This is a genomic window from Nitrosococcus wardiae (assembly GCF_004421105.1).
GTDB classification, from domain to species: domain Bacteria; phylum Pseudomonadota; class Gammaproteobacteria; order Nitrosococcales; family Nitrosococcaceae; genus Nitrosococcus; species Nitrosococcus wardiae.
This window is the reverse complement of record NZ_CP038033.1, coordinates 3161757-3183559: the sequence shown is the minus strand read 5'-3', so window position 1 is coordinate 3183559 and position 21803 is coordinate 3161757. Positions and strand designations below refer to the sequence as shown.

Genomic DNA, 21803 nt, shown 5'->3' with positions numbered 1-21803 from the left:
ATCTTCTCCTGCCGAGCGGTTTAAAGAGATCGCTCGGCTAACATGTTATTAATTCGTAATTAAATACACTGGAGCTACGCAGCTTACTCTGCCCGTGTAGATGGGAATCTAATCACTGCTCTTCACTCTAGGCTGTTTTTCTTTTTCCTTCCCCCGTTCTTGCTATTTCTATAGTCTCGAAAGCGTTGAATTCGGAGCGCTTCATCTTTTCATTTATGTTTTTTTCACTTGATTAACTTTTGGGCAAGGAGTTTAGGTTGATAAAAATTTTAATGTTAGTGGTATTCCTAATTCTTTGTTCTAAAATTCTAGGAAAAAGAAAACTGGATAGTGTTGATTAGTCATTTCTAAATGGTGCATGCCCTGATAAGGAGAAAAACATGAAAAAACCAGATAAATACAAGATTTTTATATTAATTATCTTGATGACTATTTTAATGTTAGGTTGTGCGAGTAGCCCTGAAAAAGGGAGAGGAGAATATGTTAGTGATGCATGGATTACCTCAAAGGTTAAAAGTGCCTTAATAGCGGATCCACAGGTGAGTGGGTTTGATATTCAGGTAGAAACTTATCGAGGTATAGTGCAGCTCAGCGGATTTGTTGATACTAGAGAACAATCCCGGGAAGCGGAAGATGTTGCCCGTAGTATTGAAGGCGTGAGGGACGTTGAGAATAGAATTACCGTGAAATAGGGACATTAAATATCCTTGAAGGGAAGGATGTTAGCCAGTGAGATTTTCGCCACTTTGGCTATCGAATAGATGCAGTTTGTGGATATCAAGCTGTATCTCCAGTTCATCTCCTTCCGTGGCTTGGCTTGCTGCGCCTAGCCGAGCAATTAGCCGGATAGTGCTGTCTTGGAGGGGCTGAACTTCTAAGTCTTTAGTCAAGTTTTGTAGCTGTTCATTGATTTCCCCTTGAATTGCAAAGTGCGCATAGACGTCAGCCCCCATCCATTCAATAACGTCAACAGTAGCCTTGAAAGTAGGGAGGATCTCTTTATCCTCTCCTACGAGAGCAACATCTTGAAAATGTTCAGGGCGAATACCGGCAATGACAGGACCCTGGAAATTGGGAAGTCGGTCCCGTAATTTAGCAGGAAGCTTGAATTTAGCCATAGGCAGAATAAGGTGTTCGCTTTCTAGTTGAGCAGGGAGAAAATTCATTGCGGGAGAGCCAATAAAGCCAGCCACAAATAGGTTACGGGGAGCAGTATAAAGATCCCGGGGTGTTCCCACCTGTTGTACCACACCTTGGTGGAATATGGCGACTCGGTCGCCCAGGGTCATAGCTTCACTTTGGTCATGAGTGACGTAAATGGTGGTCGTCCTTAGGCGCTTTTGTAAGCGTGACAGTTCGGTACGCATCTGGACCCGGAGTTTGGCATCAAGGTTAGATAAGGGCTCATCTAGCAAGAATGCTTGAGGTTGGCGTACAATGGCCCGTCCCATGGCGACCCGTTGTCGTTGCCCCCCCGATAAGCTAGCGGGTTTGCGGTCCAGAAATTCAGTAAGTTCCAGTATCGTGGCTGCTTGGTTTACTTTTTGGGCAATTTCTTCCTGGGGTCTTTTGGCTAATTTCAGAGGGAACGCCATATTTTCCCGCACCGTCATATGAGGGTAAATGGCATAGCTTTGGAAAACCATGGCCATGTTCCGATCCTTGGGATCCAGGGTATTAATTACTTGGCCATCTACCCGAAGCTCCCCTTGTGTGATCTCTTCAAGTCCCACAATCATATTGAGCAAAGTAGATTTTCCACAACCTGAAGGGCCCACCAGAATAAAGAACTGGCCGTCTTGGATGGTTAAACTAACATTTCTTACCGCTTCAGTACCATCAGAAAAGCGCTTAGTGACGTTGTCAATAATGAGCTCTGCCATAATAAATATTTTCCAGTGGACTTAATAGTTCTTTGCAAACTAGCCCTTAACTGCACCAGAAGTAAGGCCAGCAACAATGCGGCGCTGAAAAATTAAAACGATGGCCACAATAGGAAGAGTAACTACCACGGAGGCCGCTGCAATGGAGCCGGTGGGCAGTTCAAATCGAGAAGTGCCGGTAAAAAAAGCGATAGCTGCAGGTACGGTTCGGGCTTGGTTAGTGGAAGTTAGGGAAATGGCAAATAAAAAGTCATTCCAAGCGAAAATGAAGACTAAAATAGCTGCCGTGAAGACTCCGGGTGCAGCCAGTGGCACAATCACTTTGCGGAAGGCTTGAAATGGCGTGGCGCCGTCGACGCGGGCGGCTTTGTCCAGATCCCAGGGAATCTCCCTAAAAAAGGCCGATAAAGTCCAGATAGCTAAAGGCAGGGTAAAGGTCATATAGGGCAGGATCAGCCCCAGCCAAGTATCAAAGAGCCCGATTTGCCGCCATAAATTGAAGAGGGGACCAATGATGGCAATTGCTGGAAACATGGCAATCGCCAGGGCTCCCGAGAGAATGACTTGCTTGCCGGGGAACTCCAACCGCACAATGGCATAGGCGGCAAACATGGCCAAGATAACGGCAAAGAGGGTAGAAATAGCCCCAATGCCCACCGAATTCCACAGGGCGGCTGGAAACTGGGGATCTTGGAAAATAGCCTGGTAGTGTTCAAAACTGAGGGTGCGTGGGAAGAAGCGGTTGTCGTTGAGATCAGCGCCTCTTTTAAGGGAGAGGGAGATAATCCAGGCTACGGGAACGAGGGCATAGACGATGACCATCACATTGCCGCTCCCCCAGAAAAGCCGTTCTGCCAGATTTTGGTTAAATTTCCCACGAGCCATCACCGTTCACCTCGTTGTTGAGCCACAGACGTTCCAAAACCTTTAATAAACAGCACGGCAATGAGTATCACGCAAATAAAGATCAGCACTGAGACTGCCGAGCCAAGGCCCAAATTAAGCCTGACGATAAGGGCATTGTAACCGGTAATGGAGACGGTTTCTGTCCCCTGAGCGCCTCGGGTCTGCACAAATACCGTATCAAAAATCCGAAAGGCATCTAGAGTACGGAACAGCAAGGCCACAAGCACCGTTGGTTTCATGAGGGGCAGGGTGATCCTGAAAAAACGCTGTATTGCGGAGGCTCCGTCTACCCGGGCGGCTTTAAGCAGATCTTCTGGAATCAGGGTCAACCCCGCCAGGAGGAGTAAGGCCATAAAGGGGGTAGTCTTCCAAATTTCGGTCAAAATAATAACGAAAAACGCCGTCCAACGTTCCGTGAGCCAGGCGCCTTCCAAATTAAGCAGGGCATTGACAAACCCGGTAGTCGGATCAAAAGCGAATTTCCAAGCTAGAGCAGCCACTACCGTGATAATTCCATAAGGGATAAGAATGGCTGCTCGTACCATCGCGCGGGCAAAAATTGCCCGGTGCATCACTAAAGCTAAGCAAAAGCCAAGCACCAGCTCCACTGATACCGAACCGAGGGTAATGGTTAAGGTATTACCCAATGTTTGCCACCACAGCTCAGAGTTCAGTACACTCCAGTAGTTGCTCAAGCCCACGAATGAGCGGTCATGGGGGAAACGCAAATCATAGCGGTGCAGGGACAGCCATATGGCATAGAGAATAGGATAGGCGGTGACTGTTCCCATGGTGATTACTGCCGGTGCGCAGAGCAGCCATCCCAAACGGCGTTCCGCTTTGTTTCGAGCGTTCATAGCAGTCCTTCGGAGCGGAGTGCCCGGTCAATAATCTTCCGCAGCTTGGAAATATCTTCCTGGGGATCGATGGCTTTCATGGGGTGCAAGGTCCGGCTGATGGCCAAGGAAATATCATTATAGAGAGGACTGGAAGGACGCTGGGCCGCATCTTTTAGGGTGGCTTGGAGGACATTAGCGAAGGGGAAAGCCGTTTCAATTTGGGGATCTTCATACAAGTTTTCGAGTGTAGGCAATAAGCCGCCCTTGGTCGCTGCAAGTCGTTGATGTTCCCTGGAGGCAATGCAGGCAGCCGCTTGAAAGGCCAAATCGGGATATTGAGAATAGGCGCCAACACCTAAGTTAATGCCCCCCAGGGTCACCCGGCTAGGTTTACCTTCGATGGCTGCCGGCCAGCGGGCCCATCCCAGGTGGGCAGCGATGCGGGGGGCGTTCTGATGGGCGCTTGGCCAAACATAAGTATAATTAATCATAAAAGCGCTTCCCGCTTCAAAGGCGAGTCGGGATTCATCCTCGCGGGCAGTAGCGAGTGAAGGGTCGGAGGCCGGGGAAGTCCCGATGCGTTTCATAATGCTTAGGGCTTTTTCAGTGGGTTCTTGTTCCAGGGAGACGGCCTCACCGGTTTCGTCTAGCACGGAGCCGCCTGCGGAAGCCAGCAAGGAATTGAACAAAACGGTCAAGCCTTCATAGCGTGCCCCTTGCACTTGAAGGGTGCCGGTTCCCAGGGCTTCGGCCATTTCAATCAATTCATTCCAAGTCTGGGGCGGCCTTTCCACCTGATCGGTACGGTACCAAAGCAGTTGAATATTGCTGGTAAAGGGAATGGCCCAGAGCTGATTTTTATAAGTGGCGCTTTCAACACTGGATTTTAGGCGTCCTTGCCTAACTTGGGAAGCTGCCTTACCATTCCACGGCAAAATCCAACCTGCCTCAGCAAACTCAGCGGTCCAGATGATGTCCATGCCAATTATGTCAATGTCTGTATCTTTTGCCGCTAGCCGCCGCACCAGTTGCACCCGTTGTTGGCTGGCATCAGCGGGCAGAGTAACTATTTTTATTTGATAGGCACCCTGAGCTGCCTTTGAACATTGTCTTGCCGCCTCGTCAAAGGCGCCGGAGATTTCATTGACCACATACCATTTTAAGGTAGGGATGGCCGTGTTATTGGTATCTAAGCAGGAAGCGACAAGCAATGAAAGGAGTAGCGCTACTCCTACCTTGCTAGGGATAGCGATGGGGAGCGCCACCGATAAGTGAGCCTTCTTCCGGATCAATCTCGCACCCACTGCCACTGCAAGCCAGTTCTTTAGCCCCTCGGGTAGTATCTTCTTTTTCATAAATCACAATGTGGGAAAAGTCCGTCTTAGGGAGTTCAGCAACGCGCCTTTGATATTCTTCCGCAGTAATTTCCTCGAAAGGGGCAAGTTGGTAGACTGCCTCAGTTCGCGGCAGAAAAGACAAACCACCCAGTATATCCCAATAGTTGTAGAGCCAATTGGCTACCGCGATCCATTCTTCTTCAACGACAGAAATGGTCACCGAAGGATTGTGTTCGGTGTAATTTTCTTTAACCATCTTCCAATATTCGAGCTGCTCAATTCCATTGAGATCGGCGCGGGTAATACTGCCTTCCGGCGCGCAGACCGGAAACTCCAACACGAAAGTAGAAGCGGTGGTCTCATCTTGTCCCACTTCCGGGTGGTAAGGGAATTTTTGCTCTTTTAACATAATAAATAAGGGGTCTTGAGCGGAAATGCGCACCCGCCGCAGGTAATAAGGGGCATAGCGCGGATGCATCCCGGAGGCGGCATCAACTAACTGGGAAACGGTACCGGAAGGTTTGACACAGGTCACCGCTGTGGACTCATTAATCCCTAAGCGTTTGGCGTAGATACGGTTGGTAGCAATGGCCTGATGCCGTAGTTTGTTTAAAATCTGGGAATCTCGTACCACTGGATTATCCCACTGGCCGGTAATAGAAACACCAAGCAGGTGCTCTTCTTCACAATTCTTGTTCCATTCTGGCGAGAGGTAGGGGAAATCAGTCAGCGTGGATTGGTAAGTCCCTAAAATCGAAGCAATCCGGATTTTATCGAGAAGCGCTTCCTCCGTATCTTCTGGGCGGGCGACCACTTCGGATAAATTACAAAATTGCTTATTGCGCAGGATGATTTCACCGCAGTTATGCAGCATGATTCCATTTCCATCAAATGCATTCACTCCCGGCACCTGGCAGTCGTATACGTCTTCATGGCCTACTTGTCTAATGCTGACAATTTCATCACTGAACCTTTCTCTGTTCAAATCTCTGTTATAGTCGGCAAGTTTTTGGTTTAACTTGCTTTGTTTTTCTGGATCACTGAATCCGATTCTAAAATTAAAGCGGGTAATGTTGGCTCCGGAAATTATTAATTCGTTATCCGGATTACATTCGTACTCGCTGAATCCTCCCTTTCCGTTTGGCAGCATTCGTTTCCCGGCGGATCTTCTGTTTTTATAGATCGTAGAAATAATACCTAGTCTTGCCAGCATTCTTTGCGCTGCTTGCAAATTTTGATAAATGCTGGATGCCAATCTTATACTCACACCTTTATTCTGCGTTCCCTGGACAGAGCCATCGGCGTCAAACCATCCTTGGAGAAAACCTATATGAAAATCGGATGAGGTTTCTTCTATTTTCTCCGAAATTAACTTTTGTCGGTTAACTAATCCCAATTCCTGAGCCCTTTTGCCCAGATTAACAGATTGGACTCTGATTACGCCTGTTTCCATTGTATGTCCCGCTAAATCCGCTCGCGCTCCAACTGTTTCATGGACAAGATTCAACGCCTGATTGGCCATTGCTTCTTTGGTGTTTCCCCAATAATCCAAGTTTGCCTTTCCTGTTTTTTCAATATTCCCATCCCCCAGCAAATTTCCAACCAGCCATCCTTCGCGGAAATCACCGGCTCCTTCCCATTCATAATCGCTATGATTGTGTAAAACTATCCTATCGCCCTTACTGAGCTTACACAGTTCTTTCCAGCTCGTTTTTTGAATTTTTCTGGATTCATAATCTACTGTGCGTACCTGATGATTTTTCGTCGCCTTAAGCTTATATCCCTTTTTAGTCTCTACCTCAAAAATTTTTTTGTTTCCAGTTTTGAAAAAGCCTTCTGAGCTGTAAGCCTTTCCATTAACAGCCGGGTTAAATGATTGGTTAATAAGTTTCTTAACTTGAGCTGGGCCTTGATCGGTTAAAACCCAGGTATCCCCTGTTACGCAGGGATTAGTCCCACTGGTGGACCAATAGGGTTCAAAACCCGGCCACCGCCGCTCTGGAAGCTGGGTTTTTAGGCCACCCCGATTGAACAGTCCGCGCTCACCGGTTCCTCCTTGAGCCAGGGCCAGCCACTCTCTGAGAAAATCAGTGGCTTTAGGTTTGGTTTCATACACGGCTGAGTTATTGGCCATGGCTCGTTGGGGGTGATTAATATAAAAATGGCCGCTTTTCGCTTGACGCATCTCTTCGTCGTCGGCATCGGAAAGGGAGATCAGGGCGGCTCGGCGCACCCCCCCCATCTCCACGACTGCGCCAATCTTACAAATGAGGTCATGGACATCAATGTTACGCAGCCGTTTGCCTTGGGCGCTGAGAATTTTTGCACGTCCATAATCTAGCAGGGCCTGTAAGGGTTCAGGACCAGCGCTACGTCCCCCCATGGTGTGAAGCCGTGAGCCGGCGGGTCTGACTTCAGAGTAATCGAAGCGGATATCCTTGCCATCATACCAGGCTTGTAATCCGGCTTTTAGCGCATCCCCCCAATCCTCTTTGCTGTCCCCAACCTTGTAGGTGGGCAGTATTTCTCCCGTTTGCCGCTGAATAATCGGCAGTTGTTGCACATTTTGGCTTTCTACTGAAAAGCCTACTCCCACTCCAGACATCAGTAAATAAAGGATTTCGCCCAGATCCTGGAGCTGGGTAGGGGCGATAAATGAGCAATTATAGGCGGTAATGTTGTTGACCCGGGCGGCTTTACCGGCAGACCACAGCAGGCGCATGGAAGGCATGATCTGCTGTTGCAGAATGGCCTGATGGATTTCCTGATACTCTGCCGAACTGAGACGCTCGCCAAGTTTTTCTTTCATGAAAGCCATGTAACGCTCTACCGTTTCTAGCCACGTTTCGCGTCGGTTTTCTTCTTCTAGCCAGCGAGAATAGGTGCGATAGTAGATAAACTCGGCTAATGCATTGGAAAAAAAGGACTTGCTTTCAGTGGCAAGCTGTTTGACTTTTTCCGGGACCGCTTTGGCTTTTTCTCGGATTTGAGCCCGTTTATGCCGGTAGAGGATATAGGCCTTAGCGGTTTTGGCAAACTCCATCAGGATCAATGTCTCCTCAACCAGATCCTGGATTTCTTCTACTTGGGGGATGTGGGTAGCAGGGTATTGCTGGTTCAACTCTGCCACCACTTTATCAGAGACCCGGGAAGGGTCATGGGCAAGATCCCCTTCTTGGCTGGCCTGCATGGCGCGCAATATTGCATGGGTAATACGGTTCTGATCAAAAGGCAATAAGCGCCCGTCGCGCTTTCTGACTAGGGAGAATTTGTTCTCCACTGAGTGGGACATGATGATCTCCCTTAATCTTGCCTGAAATCGCTCATCTTTATGAAGAATAGGTACCCTAGCGAAAGTTAGAGGTTGATTTTCCTAGCCTCTAACTATGCTTGAAATAAAAAGAGGGTTATACTTCGAGAACACGAACAACGTATTATAATCTGGAAAAGTTTTTCGATAAGGAATAGCCACCGCCGTATTCTCTAGATAACCTGCGGCGGTGGCAAGCAACTTCTATTTTCCACTCAAGTTTGGCAGTAACTCGGCACCCAACTGCGAGTCAACAGTTGGGGGGATACAGAATTATAGTCAAACGTTAGTCCCTCTTGAATCATTTGCTCAATATTAAATAAATATTTGGCTTCTGGAATATCTCGAAAAAACCCACGATACAAAGGCGCAACCATAAGCTGGGCGGCTTTGATCCCTATCGGACCAATGAAATTTCTGCGTTGCCCCACATGGGCCATTTCATCCACCATGATTTCATGGAGAATTTCCTCAGTACGGTACAAAAACAAAGAGTTTTCCTAAGTGTTTGCTATGATGACCTTTTTATCGAAAAGGAAGTGAATCCAGTCGCGTATCTGTGGTGTTTGTGAAGCGCCATTGAGCAAAACCCGGCGCAACGTATCCAACCCTAAACGGATCACACTACAGGCACGGCGCTGATGTTTTTTGATCACAATGGGTTGTTGCTGATTTAACCAGAGCCCTACCTTATAGCACCAGCACAGGGCCAAGGTCATGACGGCGATCAATCGAGCGACCCGGTCTGGGTCGGTGATATGCGTGTCTTCGAGGTTGAAGCCCCGGCGCTTCATCGCCGCAAACAGACACTCCGTTTGCCAGCGTTGGCGATAGTCCTCGAGCGCCTGCTCTGGGGCGTGGGTGGTGATGATGATAACGTATTCCCCACTGGGTGCGCGCGTACCGACGAGGTACAAGGTATGACCCCACAGGCGCCGTGGCCGGTTGAGTATCATCGTCTCGCCGCTCTGAATGCTGAACAGCCGGGTGACGGGCAAACGAGCATTACGCTGACGATTGTGGGTTTTCGTGTTGTTGGGGATCCGTAAGCGAAACGCAATACCACGCCTGATGAGATACGATAACCACTGATGACCACGAAACTCACGATCAGCCATCAGACATTCAATGCGCTCCGGCGGGAAGCGGCGTAGAAACCGTTCTATCAGGGCGATACGCTCCTCGGTGGAGGAGTTGCCTTTTTTCCCCAATACCGTCCACATTAGCGGCACGGACACCCCAGCATAAGCCACTGACAGGACCAACCCGTTGATCGGCGTGCGCCCCAACTGCCAGGTGGTCCGATCCAAGCACAGCACCCACCGCTTGCCCAAATCTAGCCAACTCGTCACCAGCACCGCCACCAGGTCGGTTTCAAATTGATGGTGACGAAAAAAACGCTTCACACGTTGATAAACCGACTCCCGCTGCACCAGCGCATCAAAAGCTAATGCCAGTTGCGTTAAATTCACCGTCCGCACTTGAACCATCGCCACGATCAATTGCGCTAAACAGTCGATGCGGGCTTGATGCCAGGGCAGAAAACGCTTAAGTTCACATTTCAGTAAGTGAGCAGCCATCATGGGGAATGAACCTTTACTTGGCGGTAAACCGTTCATCATAACCCCATTGCTCACTTACTGTATAACCCCTTGACAATGTTAACTATATGCCGGTTTTGTACCGTACCGAGGAGAATTTCCCTGAGCCGTTGCCGGGCTTCAGGTTCATCAGCCAATACTTCCTCAAAGAGCGTATCCAAATGCTGGTAAAACGTCATTCCCATGAGTTCTGTAACGAAGGCCGGGGTATCCATTAAGAAACCAGGCAGACGAGGAAATATTTTATAAATTTTCTGCTTTACCGGTCCTAAAGGGACCCACTCGACTTTATCTAGATGGAAGGTTTTTAGCATTTCATGGAAGAAGCGCACGTGACAAAACTCTTCGGCTAAGTGGACCCGGCTGATTTTATCGGTCAAAGTTTTTGCTTCCGCCATTGTAGGTATTATCTCCCAAGCTCCTGAAATACCAACCCATTCGTGACGGGCAAATTTGTAAATAGTGGTTAAAAGCAGCGTCTTGCGATCGACGGATTGGGGATCATCTTTAAATTTCACGTAATTGCGGTAAAACAGTTCGGGATTAGGAAGGGGGTTTCGGGAACGGACGGGGTGGTCTTGGAAGTATTTTAGTTTTTCCCGCTTATTAACGAGATCTTTATCTTCTTCTAAAAGTTCGCCGGCATGTTGTTGAGTAAAGCGCCAGTAGCTGTCAAAATTCTCTTTTCGTTCTTGGACTGAGCAAGGGGAGAAGATAGAACGATATGCTTTGTTTTCGATCATTTTAGTTTATTATCTCCTTTTTTAATGAGCTTCGCCTGCAACCTTTTAGATTATTTGCCGATTTTTAGTAGGGGGATTGGCGAGGTGCTAATCTTAGAGCATTGCATCAGGAGGCTATAGGGGATTCGAGATTGGAGTTCGTGCTCGAATAAAGAGAAGTACTACCGGTAAAGGAATGTAGTTCAAGGTTGGCTGCCAGGGTAATAGAGAATCAGGGCAGAGTTGAATTGAAACATTTGGTTATTTCCCCCTATACCTGATAGAAACATGGCGCTTTCGCTCCCAACCCCTGAGCGAGGATCCCACTGGTCCGCTACTAATATATCGTATCCTAGCCTGGTGCGCCAAAACTATTCAAAGTCCTTGAACGTAACTACAAGAGGGTGATAAGGACGGGGTTCTGGGGTGCAGGAGTTTAGGCCGGTTAACTTAAATTGATGTTTGTTGAGGTGTATCAGGTATGGGTTTTTCTTGTTCTTTCTCCTGTTGCCCTTTAACTTCTTCATACCAAAGATCATGGTGTTGTTTGGCCCATTCAGCGCTGACTTGGCCCTTGACCATTCCTTCCAATGCGCCTTCGGTCCCTAGCGATCCCATATAAATATGTCCCAGGGCGGCAGATAGCCAGATGACAGCACCAATTACATGAGTCACATGGGCATTCTGCATGGTTGATCGGGTCTGGCCGAAGTTGGGAAAATCTAAGATGAATCCAGCCACGATGACCGCCACCCCCACCGTGGCGATAAACCAGAACCAAACCTTTTCGCCCCCGTTCATCCGTCCAGCAGAGGGATGTTCATCTCCCACCAGGCCGCCCATCTTTTTAAACCATTCCCAGTCTACTCGGTTGGGGAGGTTGTATTTCATCCAGATCATAATCTCCAGAAAGATTCCCACTGCAAAGAGAGGTCCCAGGTAATTGTGAACGACCATGGCAAAACCGGCGTAGGTTGAAAATCCCTCAAGACCCAGCAAGGGAATCAGCGCCGCCCGACCAAACAATAGACTCAATCCTGTCATGGCCAGCAGGATAAACAGAGTCGCCGTATACCAGTGAAGTGTGCGTTCCAATAGAGACCAGCGCTTGACAGTAATTCCGGAGGGGCTTTCTTTTAATCTGACGGGCCCCCGGTAGAGATAGAAGGCCGTGATCGCGAATAGCATCAAACCGAGTATCCAAGGAGTAAGACCCGCGATAGGGCCATTGCGAATCTGGCGCCAATTCTGTCCCCCGTTATCGATCAGAACGCCACGTTCTTGCCCCTTGACAGCGGAATAACCAGGGACACCTTCGCGTACTGCGCGCCAGTAATTGGCTCGGGGGTTGGTTTTGTTGTCCAATTCAGTTTGGGCTGAAGTAACTTCAACGTAGACATAGCCTGTCAGGGGCAGCGTCAGGGCACCGGCAATGACGATGATAAGGCTCCAGAGACGTCAGTTCGACATAAGCGGGGTGCTGTTTTCATAGTTCTGGGTAGGAGATAGGATGTGCCTGTTCAGAGGGTTATTCAGAGAAGCAGGTGAGGGTCATGATAGATTTAGAGCGGGTTTTTTGTGAGGTCGATGATTTCTGCCAAGCGTTTGAACCCCAGTGACGTCAGTTCGACATAAGCGGGGGGCTGTTTTCATAGTCCTGGGTAGGAGATAGGATGTGCCTGTTCAGAGGGTTATTCAAAGAAGCAGGTGAGGGCCATGATAGATTTAGAGCGGGTTTTTTGTGAGGTCGATGATTTCTGCCAAGCGTTTGAACCCCAGTGGAATCAGCAGCTTCTACACTCAGACGAGAGAAAGCGGCGAAAAACCTCAAACCTGTCACTGAGTGAGGTGATGACGATTATCATTGCTTTCCATCGCTCGAACTATCGCACCTTTAAGCCCTATTACACCGGCTATGTGGCGAAATACTGGCGGGGAGCCTTTCCTATGCGGGTCGGTTATCCCCGCTTTGTGGAACTCATGGGCGCGGCATTGATTCCGTTGTGCAGTGATCTGCACACCCGTAAAGGGCAGGTCAGCGGTATTGGTTTTATTGATTCTACGCCCATTATCGTCTGCCATCGCCAACGGGCCCCTACCCATCAACGCTTTAAAAAAAAGGCCCACTGGGGCAAGCATTCCATGGGAGGGTGTTATGGATTTAAGCTGCATTTGATCATCAATGATGAAGGGGAACTGCTCGCTTTCCACGTGACCCCCGGCAACATCGATGACCGCCACCCCGTGCCCCATCTCACCGAGGGCCTCTCAGGAAAACTCTTTGGCGATAAAGGCTACATTTCAACACACTTATTCCAAGTTCTCTTTGAGAAGGGCCTCCAGCTGATAACTCCCATTCGCAAAAATATGCATAACCGCCTCTTGCCTCTGTTTGATAAACTTTTGCTGCGCAGGCGCTCGCTTATCGAAACCATCAACGACCCGCTTAAAAATATCTCTCAAATTGAGCACAGCCGCCATCGCAGCATCGCTCATTTCATGGCCAATTTAGTCGCTGGGCTTATCGCCTACACCCATCAGCCGCTCAAGCCTTCACTTAACCTGACTAACCAGCAACTTATTCTCTTGGATAAACCCATGTAGTTATCCAGAACTGACGTTAAATTAGGATCGAACGGTTGTAGGGTAGGTAAAAAAAACCCGCTGCAATAGCGGGTTATCCAAGGATTTGATTATCGTATGATTTAAACTTTTTACTTGAAACCACCCCGGTTGCCCGGATTACCAGGTCCCTGATCCCCTAATGTCCGTACGTTGTCTTCATCGTTATCAAATACGAACCTCCTACTTTCAGGTACGTGATTGAAGCCAGAAGGGGGATTATCCGGCCCATTTCCCACTCCATTATTTGATTTACTGATGGCATGCACACTAGGATGCATTAACAACGTTAACGTAGGCGGGGTATAAAGTGCGAATTTGCCCGCTGTTTTTAAGAATTTCCGCCGAGCTTCTACCCGGCTTTCCTCAGAAGGTACTTGGGTTTTGTCTTCTGAACATGATGGGTTTTGACGTTTATTCATGAAAGTCTCCTTAGGGATTCCCTACATTGTATGTTGATTAATTTTGATGGGGCCAATTCTATTTCAATATATTACATACCCTGATATTAGTATATCGGACAAAAGAACAGGGCAATAGCTGATAGCTCTCCACAAAATAATAATAGTATAAAAATATAATAGTGAAGGGATTTTTCATCGCTAGGCGAATCTTTTCCTGTTACTCCAATAGCAACCATGACATCACATTCATTTAAAGCTTGTCTTCAAAGCAGTATAGTTTTATTCAAAGTTTTGTGTCGCCATCGCTGAAGCTTTGAGCGCCAAGCCACCCCTGGACTGGTTGCACTCCTAGGGTTGCCAGTACTGCTTTACCTCGTACGGTTAAATCGCTAGTAAAAAGAAATTGGTCCCGTCCATCCATGGGATAGGCTTTAAGGCGATAATGAGTCCCCCAGGGTTTTTCGGCCACGATAACCACAATAGAATGATCCAGTTCAATAAAGGCGCTTGTTAAAGCGACATCATAAAGTGCCTCCCGTACCAAATGGGCATCGTGGCGGGGGTCTAGATAAAAGTCCGCTACACAGAGCAGTTCCCGAGAACCATTATTGTCGTTATAAATATTGGTATCCCATAATTTGGCATGGGGAATGGTCACAATGGTATCCTCCGGGGTAAGGATTTTTAGCGCCCGTAGGTTTACCGATCGCACCTCGCCATAAGCTTCATTAATTTTGACCCAATCGCCAGGACGGTAGGTGCGCTCATAAATAGCCACAATACCCGCCATAATACTGCTGACATAATCCTTGAGAGCGAATCCCAGTGCCAGCCCGACTGCCCCTAGAAGGGTGATCATGTTCTGTAAAGTGGGTTCGATAATCAGGGGTATGAGGAGCGCAATGGCTGTAATCAGGATGAGGAGTTTTAACACCGGCATCAAAGGCAAGAGGTACCAGCGAGCACGTCCTGGCAGCCGTTCGGCGAGCCAAGGGATAAGCCAGTTAATCAGACGGTGTAGTAACCAGGCAAGGGCGATAATAAGAAAAATTTGTAGTATTCGGATTTGATCGGGATCTTGAAAAAGCTGAGTGATATCTTCTTGGCTCATAAGGGTTTCCTATAGCGAGTCCACCAGATACCCTTCAGCCTGCAGGGCTTGCCGCACCGTGGGGTAACCGAGTGGCGTGAGTTGCCATTCATCCTGTGCTGATATCACCAAACCGCAACGCTCGAGTTGGATCAGTATTTGCCTGGCCTCAAAAAAAGAAAAGGGCAGCAGCTCTATGAATAGGGAGGTCGGCAGGCGCTCATGGAGCAGTAGAGTGTGCAAAATCTGGAGCGTGTTTCGATCTGCTGCTTCTGGCAGGTTTGGTAGTGGGAGTTGGGACCAGGGTTTGACCCAGATAGTATGGCCATACGTCGATTCATCCCCATTAGGCGTCTGGTCTTGAGTATCCGTACCGTTTTCTTTTTCCGGGGCCATCTGCAAACTTTGCCGCCAGAGTGTCCAGGCAATCCCAGGATTACCACGGCTATAGGCTGCCAAGTCGGTCAGGAAGGCTGACACTTCAGGGTGTGGGGTGGCTTTAGCAGCTCTTTTTCTCATCGTTTTTTCTGCAAAGGGCATGTCATCTAGAGGGGGGATAACGAAGGCTCCATTATCCAGTTGGCGAAAAAGAAAGATCTCCTTCCCTTGGCGTGTACTCAGATGAGCGAACCACTGCTGAAGGCGTTCTTGGTTAAGTGCTTCTAGAGTCCAAGGGGCGGGAAAAAGCTTGTCTACTTGCAGAGCCTTACTCAAATAAGCCCAAGCCCAACTGGAACAGCAAAGAACGCAGTAACCCGGCCGATTTAGAAGCCATGGCAGTAACTGGCGAATTAACTTCAGGCCGTGATGGTGGCGTAGATAGTAGCGTTCCAGATGGGGAATGGCTAAGGATCGGGTGCTACCTTCATTCCTAAGACATTGTAGCCATTCCTGGTGTTGATTCAGGATTACCCCGGGCTCAGGGGGCTGAATAACTTTTATTCCCCTGCGTTCAGCCCAGTTTACCAGGACTTCAGCAATACCGCTGAAGGGGGCGCCCACCAGGATGTGGACTCGCGAAATTCTTGTGGCTAGTCCTTCTTCTAAAGCCTCGTTGAGAGCAGCTACCGGTTTTGTCCAATCAGGTTCAGGTGCAGTTTGTGCATAGAGTTTATCGGATAGCCGCTTTAATTCATCTTGGGTAATAATAGGTTCTTCTGGTTCAGTCCTTCGCCTAAATTTATCCCAGAAACCCGACACTCCCTTGCGCATTGTTTCCTTAGCCGAGGGGCTAGGGCAGGTGAATTCGTCTAGGCGAATATAACGCCAGATCGGTGTTGCTTCTGGGGGGGGGGACACAATAGCTCAGTGCATGGAATACGGTCCGTTCTGGACGTTTAGTCTCAATTTTTCACCACATCAGTTTCATCGTGTTTACGCAGCCACCAGCGGATTCCCAGCATTCCTAGGGCAATGATTCCCAGTACTGCTGTTAAAATGCCAAAGGTAAGCGGCGTTGGATTGCGTATTGCTGCTATCACCTGATGGATAAAAAGGGCTATCCCCAGCGTTCCCGGTATTATGCCCAGTAAGGTGCCTATAGTAAAATCGCGAAAACGAATATGAGAAGCCCCCGCTACCATATTAACCACCGTAAAAGGGGCCACTGGGATGAGACGCACAGCAAGTACGGTGAGGATGCCTTGCTGGGCTAGGCGGCGGCTGAGCTGGTTAAGGCGCTTGCCTGCAAGCCGCCTTATCGTCCGGCGTCCAAGTAGGCGGCCTAAGCTGTAGGTCAGTATGGCACTCAGCATCGTGCCTGTCAGGGCGTAGGCAAAACCGGTTACAGAGCCAAATACCAGTACTGTGACTATTATGAGCAGCGTAATGGGTATTGCGAGTAGGCCAGCTAGCAGATAAATTCCGATCGCAAAAAATGGGGCCCCTGCCGATCCTTTGAACTTTCCAGCGGCATTGACTAGCGTTTGTAAGTCGAGCCACTCACCTAAGGGTGTCCAACGCCAGGCGGCAGCAAGCGCGAAGGGGATAATAAATATAAAGATTCTTAAAAGTAGTTGGCGGCTGGCGGACTGGCGCTGTTCAGGAGGAATGAATCCATCGGCTAATCGGTCTGGATCAATAGCGTACTCCGGATCAATTATCTTTGCCCTAGTTCCTGATACCCATTTGTCCATTTTTGGGGAAATGTGTGCTTCAAGTTTTTTTAGGGTCCGGCCGGGACCGCGCAATCCTTCAATAGTTGCAATTAAAGAGCCCTTCTGGATTACGGCTTGTGCTACCTCTTGTGGTTTTACACCTAGGTGTTCGCCCAGGAGGCGATTCCGGAATTGAGCGATGGCCGCGGCGACAGAGCTATTGCCGTTAGCCTCCACGGCCAGATCACATTCTGTGTCTAACCCCATAGAGCGATTGCTGAGGTTAGAAGAGCCGATACGGACCAGTTTCTCATCTACGACCAACACCTTGGAATGTACCATAATGCATTGGCTGCTGGGCCCTGAAGTAACGGGATAATAAACGCGTAAGCGGTCGTGCTGATCGGCCTCATATAAGCCATTGAGGACCCGCCACCGCAGGATGTCCATGGTATTTTGCTCTAACCAGCCGTTGGTCTCCAGGGGAAGTATCAAAACCACTTCAGGGCCTTGGGGTTCCTGGAGCCGTGCTGCCAGTGCTTCCTTAATCTGGTAGGCTGTGAGGTATTGATTCTCAATATAAATAAAGCGCTGAGCCGCAGCAATAGTATCTAAATAGAGGCGCTCCACTTCCCGTATCTCAGGATAGCTTTTGAATTGCGGCTCGGTACGGGCAATCGCAATAAAGACATTCTCTAAATCAGGCGCTACTCTCTTTGGCCAGGGAATGCCATAGTTGGAGGTCTCTGAGGGTGGGAGACGACGGCCAGTGACTCGGTACCAGCGCTCACGGGCTAAATCTCCAAGTGCTGCGGCTGCGGGGCCTTCGGCAACCATCTGTATATCATGAAAGGGGGGATAAGGAGTACCGTCCGGATCGATGCGTCGCTCGTCATTCGGTCGATGTTCCGGCGTATCCCAGCGTTGCTTACTGAGATCGAAGCCGCCGGCAAAGGCCACGGCATTATCGATTACTACTACCTTTTGGTGATGGGAAGCGCCAGCAGGATGCTGATCGTCCATCTCAAAGTGCAGTCGGCGATGGGTTCGCCAGCTCAATCGATAAATGGGCAGCCATTCCCGCTCTAGGGCATAAATCATGGCGAAGTCCCAGCAGAGTATGTAAACTTGCAGTCCCCGTTGGCGAGAGACGACATTATTAAGAAAATCAGCCAGTGTTTCAGGCAGTGAGTCTGAGGATTCGTCCCGTAGCAGTCTAAGCTGGCTGTTGATATCCCAGCCTAGGATCAGGATCGAGTGTTGGGCTTGTTCGACAGCGCTGTGAAAGGCTTTGAAATAGGCTTCCCCATCCACTAGAAAGGCAGCCCGATTGGCTCGTTCAAGGCGCCAGCAATTGTTGCCCGGCTTAAGGATTTGAGAAGAGGTATTGTCATCGTTCAAGAATAGACCTCCAATCATATTTTTGAGGAATGAGGAGTATAGTATGGGGATTAGTGCTTGAGCTTGCCAGTTGCCTTTTGGGGTCCTGGAGCCGCAAAGCTAGTTTAAAAGCGCCTTGAGTTAAGATTAGCCGGTGGGATCCCCCGCGCCACAGTGGATCTGGACTTACGCAGTTTGCCATTCCTACGTAGGTGGGAAGCTAATTACTACCTGAAAAGGCTGGATACCCGCCTTCGGGGATATGACAACTCCGGGTCTTTGGGTAAATTACACGACTTGGAAAGTTAACTGCTTAAGAGGGATGATAGGGGGAAGAACAACTGAAGAAAATGCATAGAGATGTGGCTACCGTTAGTCGGTGTTCCCAGCCTAATAAAGGAGGGTCTTGAGCCTTACCGAGAGTTCTTTTGTCGGGACGCCGGGTTTGAGCATGTGAGTCGCTATATCACGGGATTGTTGCTCAGTCCCAATAAGACGCTGCAAGGGATTGACGCCCAGCAGGTTTGGGCGAAGGCTGGAGGGGTGAGCCGACGAGCGATGCATGCGGCGGTGTTTGAAGCCGGCGGGGATAGTGAGGGGTTGCTGGCGCGCCATCGAGCGGTGGTCGCAGGCGAGCATCGAGGACGGGGCTTGGAAGTCATGGTTCTGGATTGGACCTACGTGCATCATGACCGGGGACCTGAGATTTACGCCACCAAGCGGGCTTATGACCCCGTCGAAGGTCGGATGAGTACCTACCCGACGCTGGTCACGGCGGTAGTGGCCCATGCCGATAGGGTCGATGGTTTAGCGCTAGAGGTTCAGTTTCCCAACTCTCAAGCCGAAGAGTTAGGCTATTTGAACATGACGGCCCAAGAGGACTACACCGCTCTGGAGCAGGCGCGAGAGCGATTTATCGACTTGCTGCATTATCAGAAGAACCGTCTGTCGTATCGCAAACGCACCGAAATCGCTGTGGAGATGGTGCGCCAACTCGAAGCCGAGGGCCATTTTCCGCAGGCACCTTATGCCTTTGATAATGGGGTGCTCTCGTTACCGTTAATCCCGCTGATTGAACAGCAGGGGAAGCATTGGGTTTCGGAGCTGGAAAGCTCTCGGCTCATTCAATGGCAGGGGCAATGGCGGCGGGTCGATGAGATCGCCGCCGAGTTGCGTCAGCAGCATCCCGAGAGCTTTCGTCGCGTCAACGTGAAGCGGCGTAGCGGTGAGGAAAAAGCGTTCTGGGCCTTTACCAAGACGGTGCGGTTGAAGCGCTATGGGCGCAAACGCCTGGTCATTGTTCATGAGCAAGCCGATCTCAGTGATACTCCTCGGTTTCTACTCACCGATGCCCTGCACTGGGAAGCAGGCCGGGTGATTCGGGTCTGGAGCGATCGCTGGCCGGTGGAGATCTTTCATGAGTTCTGCAAACAAGCCGTGGGCCTGGAAGCGTCTCAGGTACGTAAGGAGGAAGCGCTCAAACGCCACTTCCGCTTGAGTGGCGTAGCGCAGTCGTTGCTTCAGCGGACCCCGGCGGGTGGCAGAAAATCAGAACGATTTGCCTTTGCTGAAGATAATCAGCAAACCGTCGCTCAGAAGCTCTATACCCTCACCCGTGATGCCTTGAGTCAGTGGGTGCAGTTGGCACAGGGCCTCTTCGCTCAGGGGCAATCTTATCAACAGGTTTTGGAGCGACTCATGTCCGTCTAAATCAAGCCTGCTCTCAGCATGGGGAAGGTAACGTTCCAAGTCGTGTAAATTATGGGGGTGTCTTGGGAATTCAGATTTTTCTCTAGATCAGTGGCATGACGGGGAAGAATGTTTGGTTAGCGAAGAGTAAAAAATTCAATTAAATTGAAATCTTATATTTTTCCATTAAACGATACAGCGTGGGACGAGAAATCCCCAATTGTATGGCTGTCTGGGAAACATTGCCTTTAGCTTGCCGCAGGGTACGGAGAATAGTTTCTTTTTCTGCGCGAGCACGGGCTTCTGCCAGAGTCATTATCCGGCGGTTGGAGAGACGGCGTTCTAGCCCTAGATCAATGGGGGTGATCAAGCGGCCTTCACACATTACCATGGCACGTCGGATACGATTAATCAGTTCTCGTACATTCCCTGGCCAAGCATGGCGGTGTAGCCTCCGCAAAGCCTCTTGGCTAAATCCTTTGATGCGCATTGTTGTTTGATCGGAAAATTTTTCAAAGAAATATTTAGCCAAGATTTCAATATCGTTTTCCCGTTCGGCTAGGGATGGCATGCGTAGATTCAAGACATTTAGCCGATAATAAAGATCTTCCCGGAAGTGGCCTTCACTCACCGCCTTTTCTAGATCCACATGAGTCGCTGCCATAACGCGCGCATCGATGGTCATCTCTTGAGTCCCTCCGACCCGCTTAAAGGTGCCTTCTTGTAGAAATCTGAGTAAGTTGACCTGAAGATTAAGGGGTAAATCACCTATCTCATCCAAAAAAACCGTACCGCCAGCCGCTAATTCGATTTGTCCAAATTTTTGCTTGATAGCACCAGTGAAGGCTCCCTTTTCATGTCCGAATAGTTCGGACTGGATGAGTTCTGGCGGTAATGCTCCACAGTTGACGGCCATAAAGGGGCCGTTAACGCGCATTGAGCGCTCATGGATGGCGAGTGCCGCTAGTTCCTTGCCTGTGCCACTTTCCCCCGTGATCAAGATGGGCATATCCACACTGGCAATTTTCCGAATGCTGCGGTAGACCTGTTGCATGGCAGGACTTACTCCAACCATTTGGTTGGGTCCCAGCTCTTCAATGCTTTGGCTAATTTGCTGACACGCCATACTTACCATGCCGTAAGCATGGCCCATGGTGGTTAACAGGCGGGGATAGTCTATTGGAAGAGTATGGTAATCATAGCAATAAGAAGTGATTAAGTGGCGGATTGTCTCATTTCGTATCTGCTGCGTTGAGAGCAAAGCCACCCACTCGGTGTGGAGGGCCGAGGAAATCAATTTATCGATATTCTGTGGTAAGTTATTTTCCACTCCGGGTGCTAAACCCATTAATCCTACTCGGAACCCATGTTTCTCGCATAATTGCTGAGCATGAGCAATTTCTGTGGCAACATGAATTTCCCACCCAGCCGCCTTAAAGGCATCTTGTTGAATTTGTGAGGGGCCTCTCGGTTGAAGATAGAGAAGTTTTCTCAAGTCCATGATTGTTATTATTTACCCTATACCCTTGTTCTAGCGACTTTTTTTTGATTTTTTGCTCTAAACCCTGGAATTCCTCATACTAAGGCCTCATTAATATTATTGGTAGCATTCTTAATTTCTTGAGAGTGCATGTGTAGATAGGTACCGAGCCAGATATTTGTTAAAAGCAAGATTGCCGCTTTATTTGCTGACTGGCCGTTTTTATTCTATATTTTATCTTACTTATTTACACAGGTATTAGGGTGGGCTTCCTGATTTCCTAGCGCTATTTGAAACTAACTAATTATAGACGGGCCCAGAACTTTCTGGGACACTTTTGCTGGATTTTAAAATAATACTTTCGATAGCTTATCTTCGGGGTGATAATCCCTTTATTCTTCTTTTCTTCCTGGTAGATTAAAGAGGACCCTCCCGGGAGGGCAT

Annotated in this window: 17 protein-coding genes; 3 read left to right on the top strand and 14 right to left on the bottom strand. The window is 49.1% G+C overall.

All coding sequences use genetic code 11. The annotated features are described in order from the left end of the window. Positions 1–380: 380 nt before the first annotated feature. A complete protein-coding gene (locus E3U44_RS15065) occupies positions 381–692 on the top strand; it encodes a BON domain-containing protein (protein ID WP_134358939.1) in 312 nt (103 codons plus the stop codon). Between the two features lie 30 nt (positions 693–722). Here E3U44_RS15065 and E3U44_RS15060 read toward each other — a convergent pair whose 3' ends face one another. From E3U44_RS15060 to E3U44_RS15020, 9 genes are all read right to left on the bottom strand, one after another. Continuing rightward, positions 723–1883 (bottom strand): ABC transporter ATP-binding protein, encoded by a 1161-nt coding sequence (locus E3U44_RS15060; protein ID WP_134358938.1) that lies wholly within the window; start codon positions 1881–1883, stop codon positions 723–725. A gap of 39 nt (positions 1884–1922) precedes the next feature. Then, the gene (locus E3U44_RS15055; RefSeq protein WP_134358937.1) at positions 1923–2768 is read right to left on the bottom strand and encodes a carbohydrate ABC transporter permease; all 846 of its coding nucleotides are present in this window, start codon (positions 2766–2768) and stop codon (positions 1923–1925) included. Then, positions 2768–3646, bottom strand: coding sequence for a carbohydrate ABC transporter permease (locus E3U44_RS15050; protein WP_134358936.1), 879 nt, complete (start codon positions 3644–3646; stop codon positions 2768–2770). Before E3U44_RS15050 ends, E3U44_RS15055 begins: the two co-directional genes overlap by 1 nt. Continuing rightward, the gene (locus E3U44_RS15045; RefSeq protein ID WP_240761547.1) at positions 3643–4920 is read right to left on the bottom strand and encodes an ABC transporter substrate-binding protein; all 1278 of its coding nucleotides are present in this window, start codon (positions 4918–4920) and stop codon (positions 3643–3645) included. Before E3U44_RS15045 ends, E3U44_RS15050 begins: the two co-directional genes overlap by 4 nt. Then, complete coding sequence (locus tag E3U44_RS15040; RefSeq protein ID WP_134358935.1) at positions 4868–8257, bottom strand: LAGLIDADG family homing endonuclease; 3390 nt, start codon at positions 8255–8257, stop codon at positions 4868–4870. Before E3U44_RS15040 ends, E3U44_RS15045 begins: the two co-directional genes overlap by 53 nt. Before the next feature lie 233 nt (positions 8258–8490). Next, on the bottom strand, positions 8491–8766 hold the full coding sequence (locus E3U44_RS15035; protein ID WP_240761542.1) for a hypothetical protein: 276 nt from the start codon (positions 8764–8766) through the stop codon (positions 8491–8493). Between the two features lie 9 nt (positions 8767–8775). After that, positions 8776–9765: an IS4 family transposase gene (locus E3U44_RS15030; RefSeq protein WP_240761835.1), complete on the bottom strand. Its 990-nt coding sequence runs from the start codon at positions 9763–9765 to the stop codon at positions 8776–8778. A gap of 143 nt (positions 9766–9908) precedes the next feature. Continuing rightward, positions 9909–10619, bottom strand: coding sequence for a diiron oxygenase (locus tag E3U44_RS15025; protein WP_240761541.1), 711 nt, complete (start codon positions 10617–10619; stop codon positions 9909–9911). 429 nt (positions 10620–11048) lie between these two features. After that, positions 11049–11963 carry a formate dehydrogenase subunit gamma gene (locus tag E3U44_RS15020; RefSeq protein ID WP_240761539.1) on the bottom strand — a complete coding sequence of 305 codons (915 nt, stop codon included), beginning with the start codon at positions 11961–11963 and terminating at the stop codon, positions 11049–11051. 354 nt (positions 11964–12317) lie between these two features. Here E3U44_RS15020 and E3U44_RS15015 point away from each other — a divergent pair, with 354 nt between their 5' ends. Beyond that, complete coding sequence (locus E3U44_RS15015; protein WP_134359866.1) at positions 12318–13202, top strand: IS982 family transposase; 885 nt, start codon at positions 12318–12320, stop codon at positions 13200–13202. Between the two features lie 110 nt (positions 13203–13312). Here E3U44_RS15015 and E3U44_RS15010 read toward each other — a convergent pair whose 3' ends face one another. The 4 genes from E3U44_RS15010 to E3U44_RS14995 form a co-directional block, all read right to left on the bottom strand. Next, positions 13313–13642 carry a hypothetical protein gene (locus E3U44_RS15010; RefSeq protein ID WP_134358932.1) on the bottom strand — a complete coding sequence of 110 codons (330 nt, stop codon included), beginning with the start codon at positions 13640–13642 and terminating at the stop codon, positions 13313–13315. Positions 13643–13907: 265 nt separating this feature from the next. After that, positions 13908–14735: a mechanosensitive ion channel family protein gene (locus tag E3U44_RS15005; protein WP_134358931.1), complete on the bottom strand. Its 828-nt coding sequence runs from the start codon at positions 14733–14735 to the stop codon at positions 13908–13910. A gap of 9 nt (positions 14736–14744) precedes the next feature. Then, entirely contained in the window at positions 14745–16013 is a 1269-nt protein-coding gene (locus E3U44_RS15000) for a hypothetical protein (protein ID WP_134358930.1), read from the bottom strand. 44 nt (positions 16014–16057) lie between these two features. After that, positions 16058–18211 (bottom strand): VTT domain-containing protein, encoded by a 2154-nt coding sequence (locus tag E3U44_RS14995; protein ID WP_240761534.1) that lies wholly within the window; start codon positions 18209–18211, stop codon positions 16058–16060. Positions 18212–18550: 339 nt separating this feature from the next. Here E3U44_RS14995 and E3U44_RS20125 point away from each other — a divergent pair, with 339 nt between their 5' ends. Then, positions 18551–19900, top strand: coding sequence for a hypothetical protein (locus tag E3U44_RS20125; RefSeq protein ID WP_166805091.1), 1350 nt, complete (start codon positions 18551–18553; stop codon positions 19898–19900). A gap of 139 nt (positions 19901–20039) precedes the next feature. Here E3U44_RS20125 and E3U44_RS14985 read toward each other — a convergent pair whose 3' ends face one another. After that, on the bottom strand, positions 20040–21380 hold the full coding sequence (locus E3U44_RS14985; protein ID WP_134358928.1) for a sigma-54 dependent transcriptional regulator: 1341 nt from the start codon (positions 21378–21380) through the stop codon (positions 20040–20042). Between the last annotated feature and the right edge of the window lie 423 nt (positions 21381–21803).